The 7,979-nt window shown below is 52.9% G+C and carries 7 protein-coding genes; 6 read left to right on the forward strand and 1 reads right to left on the reverse strand.

Annotated features, from left to right (window positions below; translation table 11 throughout):
* Positions 1 to 68: 68 nt before the first annotated feature.
* Positions 69 to 1,109: a TMAO reductase system periplasmic protein TorT gene (gene torT, locus NAZ64_RS21080; protein WP_001202038.1), complete on the forward strand. Its 1,041-nt coding sequence runs from the start codon at positions 69 to 71 to the stop codon at positions 1,107 to 1,109.
* On the opposite strand, the gene torR is transcribed toward torT, so the two are convergent.
* Positions 1,082 to 1,774 (reverse strand): two-component system response regulator TorR, encoded by a 693-nt coding sequence (gene torR, locus NAZ64_RS21085; protein ID WP_001562512.1) that lies wholly within the window; start codon positions 1,772 to 1,774, stop codon positions 1,082 to 1,084. The genes torT and torR overlap by 28 nt on opposite strands.
* A gap of 129 nt (positions 1,775 to 1,903) precedes the next feature.
* On the opposite strand from torR, the gene torC reads away from it, so the two are divergent.
* The 5 genes from torC to NAZ64_RS21110 all read left to right on the forward strand — a co-directional run.
* Positions 1,904 to 3,088, forward strand: coding sequence for a pentaheme c-type cytochrome TorC (gene torC, locus NAZ64_RS21090; RefSeq protein ID WP_001230254.1), 1,185 nt, complete (start codon positions 1,904 to 1,906; stop codon positions 3,086 to 3,088).
* Complete coding sequence (gene torA / locus NAZ64_RS21095; RefSeq protein ID WP_020437375.1) at positions 3,078 to 5,630, forward strand: trimethylamine-N-oxide reductase TorA; 2,553 nt, start codon at positions 3,078 to 3,080, stop codon at positions 5,628 to 5,630. Before torC ends, torA begins: the two co-directional genes overlap by 11 nt.
* Positions 5,623 to 6,255, forward strand: a complete 633-nt coding sequence (torD, locus tag NAZ64_RS21100; protein WP_483641027.1) for a molecular chaperone TorD — start codon at positions 5,623 to 5,625, stop codon at positions 6,253 to 6,255. The genes torA and torD overlap by 8 nt, the downstream gene beginning before the upstream one ends.
* A 189-nt stretch (positions 6,256 to 6,444) precedes the next feature.
* The gene (locus NAZ64_RS21105) at positions 6,445 to 7,845 is read left to right on the forward strand and encodes a cytochrome-c peroxidase (protein ID WP_000724476.1); all 1,401 of its coding nucleotides are present in this window, start codon (positions 6,445 to 6,447) and stop codon (positions 7,843 to 7,845) included.
* Between the two features lie 5 nt (positions 7,846 to 7,850).
* Positions 7,851 to 7,979 (forward strand): ATP-binding cassette domain-containing protein (locus NAZ64_RS21110; RefSeq protein WP_031570959.1); only part of this gene is annotated, 129 nt, incomplete at its 3' end.

The raw sequence follows: 7,979 nt of genomic DNA on the forward strand, positions 1-7,979 counted from the left end.
GGGTGAAATGGGTTGAGTTGCCGCCGGAAAAACCATTAGGATAAAACCTTGTTGCTGGTGGGGCTATCATGCGTGCGCTTATTTCGTTCTTTTTTTTGATAATCATCGTCTCGAATGTAGAAACGGCGTCAGCCGAAACCGGGCTGCTACACTGGACGCGCGCCGATCGGGCGATTCCCTGGCGGCAAACGTCAGTCAATGCGAGTAAACCCTGGAAACTGTGCGCATTATACCCCAGTCTGAAAGATTCTTACTGGTTGTCCGTCAACTACGGGATGCAAAAAGCGGCCAAATTGTATGGCGTTGATTTAAAAGTGCTGGAAGCGAATGGCTATCGGCAACTGGCGACGCAACAACAGCAAATGATGCAGTGCCGGGAGTGGGGCGCCGACGCTATTCTGCTTGGCAGCAGTACCGATCGTTTCCCGGAGCTGGAACGGTATGCCGGTAATGTGCCGGTTATTGAACTGGTGAACATGATTCACGATGCCAGCGTCGCAACCCGCGTTGGTCTGCCGTGGTTTCAGATGGGGTATCTGCCGGGACGTTTCCTGGTGCAGTGGAGCAAAGGAAAAGCGCTTAACGTTTTACTCTTCCCGGGGCCGGAAGAAGCCGGCGGCAGTCAGGAGATGGTGGCGGGTTTTCGTCAGGCAATTAAAGGCAGCGCCATCAACATTGTGGATATCGCCTGGGGCGATAACGACATTGAAGTGCAGCGAAACTTACTCCAGGAAATGCTGGAGCGCCATCCGGACGCCAATGTGGTCGCCGGGTCGGCGATAGCGGCGGAGGCGGCGATGGGCGAAGGGCGAAATTTGACGACTCCGCTCACGATCGTCTCATTTTATCTGACGCATCAGGTTTATCGCGGTTTAAAACGCGGCCATATCCTGATGGCGCTCAGCGATCAGATGGCCTGGCAGGGAGAATTAGCGATAACGCAGTCGATTAAGGTCTTACAGGGGCAACCGGTGCCTGAAAATATCAGCCCGCCGGTGCTTATTTTGACGCATAACAACGCCGACAGCGCGCGCGTTCGCCGTTCGCTATCGCCTCCGGGATTTCGGCCCGTCTATCTGTATCAATACACCTCCGAGGCTAAAAAGTAGCCTTCGCCATGCTGTGTGACCAGCAGTTCCGGCGTAATTTTATGGCGTAAGCGGCGAACCAGGACATCAATCGTGCGGAGATCCGGAGTCTCTACGCGGCGGGCGGAAAGCATTCGCAGCAGACGTTCGCGATGCAGCACTTTGCCTGGGTTGGTCACAAAGGCCAGCAGTAACTCGTACTCCGCGCGCGTAAGCTTAATGGCTTCACCATTGTGCTCCAGCGTATGATTCATCACGTTCAGGCAGTAACCGGAAAACATATAGCAGTTTTCACTGGCATTTTGCGGCGTGGGGCGGGCCAGATCGATGCGCCACAAAAGATTTTTCACCCGCACTACCAGCTCGCGCAGTTCCAGCGGCTTGGTGACGTAGTCGTCCGCGCCCATCTCCAGCCCGACGATGCGGTCGATTTGGTCGCAACGCCCCGTCACCAGAATAATGCCCACCGTGGAACGTTCGCGTAGCGCCCTGGTCAGCATCAACCCGTTTTCGTCGGGGAGGTTGATATCCAGCAGGATCAGCGAAACGTGCTCATGCTCCATGATGTCGCGCAGGCCCGCGCCGCTGTCGGTCACCGAAACGCGATACCCCTCCTGCTCAAAATAGGCCTGTAATCTGGCCTGAGTAACAGGTTCATCCTCAACAATAACAATGTGATGTGACATCCTGCGCGCGGTCTCTTTCTGTTCATATCTGTTCATATATTGCCGTATCCCGTTCATCCTGACCAGTGACGCTGTTCATATTTGCGGAATAAGATCTGCGCATTAAACCATATAATTACAGGGGCTATTATGCGAAAACTCTGGAGAGCGCTACTCAGGCCAAGCGCCCGTTGGTCGATACTGGCGCTGGTCATTGTCGGGATTGTGATCGGCGTTGCGCTGATCGTGTTACCTCACGTCGGTATCAAATTGACCAGTACGACAGAGTTTTGCGTCAGCTGCCATAGTATGCAGCCGGTGTATCAGGAATATAAACAGTCCGTACATTTCCAGAACGCTTCCGGCGTACGCGCGGAATGTCACGATTGCCATATCCCCCCTGATATTCCAGGCATGGTGAAACGTAAGCTGGAAGCCAGCAACGATCTTTACCAGACATTTATCGCCCACTCGATTGATACCCCGGAAAAATTTGAAGCCAAACGCGCCGAGCTTGCCGAGCGTGAATGGGCGCGCATGAAAGAGAATAACTCCGCGACCTGTCGTTCCTGCCATAACTACGATGCGATGGATCACGCGAAACAGAACCCGGAAGCGGCGCGGCAAATGAAAATCGCCGCGAAAGAAAATCAGTCCTGCATCGACTGCCACAAAGGGATTGCCCACCAGCTACCGGATATGAGCAGCGGTTTCCGCAAACAGTTTGATGAACTGCGCGCCAGCGCCAGTACGCATAATGACGGCGATACGCTCTATTCGCTGGATATCAAGCCGATTTACGCCGCTAAAGGCGATAAAGAACCGGCAGGTTCGCTGTTACCTGCTTCTGAAGTGAAAGTCCTTAAACGGGACGGTGACTGGCTGCAAGTGCAAATCGAAGGCTGGACGGAGACGGACGGTCGCCAGCGCGTGCTGACGCAGTTGCCCGGTAAACGTATTTTTGTCGCCTCGATTCGCGGCGATGTGCAACAGCATGTGAAAACGCTGGAAGAGACCACCGTCGCGGCGACCAATACTCAGTGGAGCAAATTACAGGCAACCGCGTGGATGCAAAAAGGCGACATGGTAAATGACATTAAACCGATTTGGGCCTATGCCGACTCCCTCTATAACGGCACCTGTAATCAGTGTCACGGCGCGCCGGACAAAGCGCACTTTGACGCTAACGGCTGGATCGGCACGCTCAACGGCATGATCGGTTTCACCAGTCTGGATAAGCGTGAAGAACGTACCTTGTTGAAATATCTCCAGATGAATGCGTCTGATACCACCAACACGCCGCACAGCGATAAGGGAGAACACAATGAAAAATAAGGACTCGTTACACGTCTCTCGTCGACGTTTTCTGGCGCAGCTTGGCGGCTTGACGGTGGCAGGAATGCTGGGGCCGTCACTGCTGACGCCCCGTAGCGCCCGCGCAGCGGATGCCGTTGCGCCAGGCGCCGCGACGAAAGAAGGTATCCTTACCGGTTCTCACTGGGGGGCGATTCGCGCCACGGTGGTTGACGGTCGATTTGTGGCGGCAAAACCGTTTGAACAGGATAAATACCCGTCCAAAATGATCGCCGGTCTGCCCGATCACGTCCACAACGCGGCGCGTATTCGCTATCCGATGGTGCGCGTCGACTGGATGCGCAAAGGTCATCAAAGCGACACCTCGCAGCGCGGCGATAATCGTTTTGTGCGCGTCTCCTGGGATGAAGCGCTGGATCTGTTCTATCAGGAACTGGAGCGGGTGCAAAAAACCTACGGGCCGAGCGCGCTACTGACGGCGAGCGGCTGGCAATCTACCGGCATGTTCCATAACGCCTCCGGGATGCTGGCGCGCGCGATTGCGCTACATGGCAATAGCGTTAGCACGGGAGGGGACTATTCGACCGGCGCGGCGCAGGTGATTCTGCCGCGCGTGGTGGGTTCAATGGAAGTGTACGAGCAGCAAACGTCATGGCCTCTGGTTTTACAGAACAGTAAAACGATTGTGCTATGGGGTTCTGATATGGTGAAAAACCAGCAGGCAAACTGGTGGTGCCCGGATCACGATGTCTATCAGTACTATGAACAATTAAAAGAGAAAGTTGCCAGCGGCGCTATCTCGGTCATCAGCATCGACCCGGTCGTCACCTCCACGCACGATTATCTGGGGCGCGATAAGGTCAAACATATCGCCATTAACCCGCAGACGGATGTCCCGTTACAACTGGCGCTGGCGCATACCCTGTACAGCGAGAAACTGTACGATAAAAATTTCCTCGATAATTATTGCGTCGGTTTTGACCAGTTCCTCCCCTATTTGCTGGGCGAAAAAGATGGACAGCCCAAAGATGCCGCCTGGGCGGAAAAACTGTGCGGTATTGACGCCGACACCATCCGCGCGTTGGCGCGGCAGATGGCGGGCGACAGAACGCAAATCATCGCTGGCTGGTGCGTACAACGTATGCAGCATGGCGAACAGTGGTCATGGATGGTCGTCGTGCTGGCGGCAATGCTGGGACAGATTGGTTTACCGGGCGGCGGCTTTGGTTTTGGCTGGCACTACAATGGCGCCGGGACGCCTGGTCGTAAAGGGATCATTTTAAGCGGCTTTTCCGGTTCGACGACCGTTCCGCCAGTACACGACAGCACGGATTACAAAGGCTACAGCAGCACCATTCCTATTGCGCGTTTTATGGATGCCATTCTTGAACCGGGCAAGGTCATTAACTGGAACGGCAAATCGGTTAAATTACCGCCGCTGAAGATGTGCGTGTTCGCCGGGACCAATCCGTTCCACCGACACCAACAAATTAACCGCATAATTGAAGGGTGGCGCAAGCTGGAAACGGTCATCGCTATTGATAACCAGTGGACGTCGACCTGCCGTTTTGCGGATATCGTTTTGCCGGCTACCACCCAATTTGAGCGTAACGACCTCGATCAGTTCGGCAACCACTCTAACCGCGGCATTATCGCCATGAAACAGGTGGTGTCGCCGCAGTTTGAAGCGCGTAACGACTTTGATATTTTCCGCGATCTCTGCCGACGCTTTAACCGTGAAGCGGCATTCACGGAAGGTCTTGATGAAATGGGCTGGCTGAAACGCATCTGGCAGGAAGGGAGCCAGCAGGGAAAAGGTCGCGGTATCCACTTACCGACTTTCGAGGTGTTCTGGAATCAACAGGAGTACATCGAGTTTGATCATCCGCAGATGTTTGTGCGCCATCAGGCTTTCCGTGAAGATCCGGATCTGGAGCCGTTGGGCACGCCAAGCGGTTTGATCGAGATTTACTCCAAAACGATCGCCGACATGCAATACGACGATTGTCAGGGCCATCCCATGTGGTTCGAAAAAATCGAACGCTCGCATGGCGGGCCGGGATCGCAGCGCTGGCCGCTGCACTTACAATCCGTCCACCCTGATTTCCGTCTGCATTCCCAACTATGCGAGTCGGAAACGCTGCGTCAGCAATATGCCGTTGGCGGCAAGGAGCCGGTCTTTATTAACCCACAGGATGCCAGCGCGCGCGGGATCCGCAACGGTGACATCGTGCGGGTATTCAATGCACGCGGGCAGGTACTGGCGGGGGCGGTAGTTTCCGATCGCTATGCGCCGGGCGTGGCGCGAATTCATGAAGGCGCCTGGTACGATCCTGATAAAGGCGGCGATCTCAACGCGTTATGTAAGTACGGCAACCCTAACGTATTAACGCTGGATATCGGTACATCACAGCTCGCGCAGGCGACCAGCGCGCATACGACGCTGGTGGAAATTGAAAAATATACCGGCCCTATTGATAACGTCACGGCGTTTAACGGTCCGGTCGAGATGGTCGCGCAGTGTGAATATGTACCCGCATCGCAGGGGAATCCGCATGATTAAGCAGCCAGCGCTTGCTCAGGAACAGTACGCCTGCGTATATGCATGGCTGGCGTTACTCTTTTTCCGGGAAGTAGATGATGAAGGGTTAATACAATTACAGTCCGCGGAGATCGCGGACTGGCTGGCGCTGTTAAAGCGTCAGCCTGCGCTGGCGGCGTCGGTGGCGTTACTCGAACAAAAAATTGCCGCGCTTAGCCTGCGCCAGGATGCGCAGCTGGAGCTGGCCGCAGATTTTTGCGGATTGTTCCTGATGACGGATAAAAAATCGGCCTTGCCCTACGCCTCGCAATACCCGCAGCAGGAACCCGGCATGATTAAACATTTATTGCTTGAAGCCGGGATGGAAGTCAACGACGATTTTAAAGAGCCGGCCGACCACCTGGCGATTTATCTGGAATTACTCAGCCATTTACATTTTTCATTGGGTGAATCGTTCCAACGACGGAGAATGAATAAATTACGCCAGAAAACATTGTCGTCATTACTGGAATGGCTTCCGGAATTTACAAATAATTGCCTTAAGCATGATCCCTATGGTTTTTATGCTGCGTTAAGTCAATTATTGTTGGCTATCGTTCGTTTTGATGACGGAAAAGAGGATTTATCCATTGTTGCGGCTGAATAAACCCTGTGACGGGCATCGCAAAATAAATCTTACGATAGTCGGGGGTTATCATATCTATAGGTTTAGCCAATTGTAATTATTGATACCAATCAATATCCATGATGGGTTTGTATTTAGTATTGACGGGCCTCATGAGTAAAAAAATAAAATTTAATTAATCATGCCGCAATACCCCATAAGGATAGTGATATGAAAAAAATTACTCTCTATGCAACAACGGTTATCACCGTTGGGCTGTTATGTTATTTAGGTTTGTCCGGGTATGTATGGTATTACGACAAACAGCGCAGTAAAAAAAGCGATGTGCAGGCCTCGGTTGTGGGTGAAAATAATAAAATACTGGGTTATTTCAGGGAGAAAGGATGTGATTATTGTCATACGCCTTCCGCTGAATTACCTTTTTATTCCTCTTTTCCGGTGGCAAAGCAGCTAATGGATTACGATATCCAGCTCGGCTACAAGTCGTTTAACCTGGAGGCGGTACGGGCCGCCCTGATTGCGGATACGCCGGTGCCGCAAAGCGAACTGAATAAAATTGAATGGGTTATGCAACATCAGACTATGCCGCCAACCCGCTATGTCGCGCTGCACTGGGCGGGGGGCGTCAGCGATAAAGAGCGTACTGACATCCTGAACTGGATAGCCGATCAGCGTGAGCGCAACTATGCCAGCGCCGATACCGACCCCGCGCACCGGAATGAACCCGTTCAGCCTATTCCGCGCAATATTCCCGTCGATGCGAAAAAAGTCGACTTAGGTTTCCGTCTTTATCATGATGAACGTTTATCCGGCGACAGCACAATATCCTGTGCGCATTGTCACGCGTTAAATGCGGGCGGTGTCGATGGCAGAAAAACCTCAATTGGCGTTGGCGGTGCGGTAGGACCAATAAATGCGCCGACGGTATTCAACTCCGTATTTAATATCGAACAATTTTGGGATGGTCGTGCTGCAACCCTGCAGGAGCAAGCAGGCGGACCGCCGTTAAATCCTATTGAAATGGCTTCTAAATCCTGGGATGAAATTATTAGCAAGCTTGATAAAGATCCTGTCCTGAAAAAAGATTTCCAGGCGGTTTATCCGCAAGGATTTACTGGGGAAAATATTACTGATGCGATCGCCGAATTCGAAAAAACGTTGATAACGCCGGATTCCGCCTTTGATAAATGGCTACGTGGAGATGAAAATGCGCTGACCGCGCAACAGAAACACGGTTATCAATTATTTAAAGAAAATAAATGTGCAACCTGTCACGGCGGTATCATTTTAGGCGGGCGCTCTTTTGAACCATTGGGATTAAAGCGAGACTTTAATTTTGGCGAAATTACCGCAGCGGATATTGGTCGTATGAACGTCACCAAAGAGGTTCGCGATAAATTACGGCAAAAGGTCCCGGGCTTACGCAACGTCGCGTTAACGGCGCCTTATTTCCATCGGGGCGACGTACCGACGCTGGATGGTGCGGTAAAACTGATGCTGCGTTACCAGGTTGGCACCGATCTGCCGCAAAACGATATTGACGATATCGTCGCCTTCCTGGAAAGCCTGACCGGTGTTTATACGCCATATCAACCTGAATATGCGCAATGACAATGATGCTTGAAGCCAGAGATCTGTACTGCGAGCGGGACGAGAGGACGCTGTTCAGCGGGCTGTCGTTCACCGTGGACGCCGGGGAGTGGGTGCAGGTCACCGGCGGCAACGGCGCCGGAAAAACCACCCTG

Source organism: Salmonella sp. A1325 (assembly GCF_056991255.1).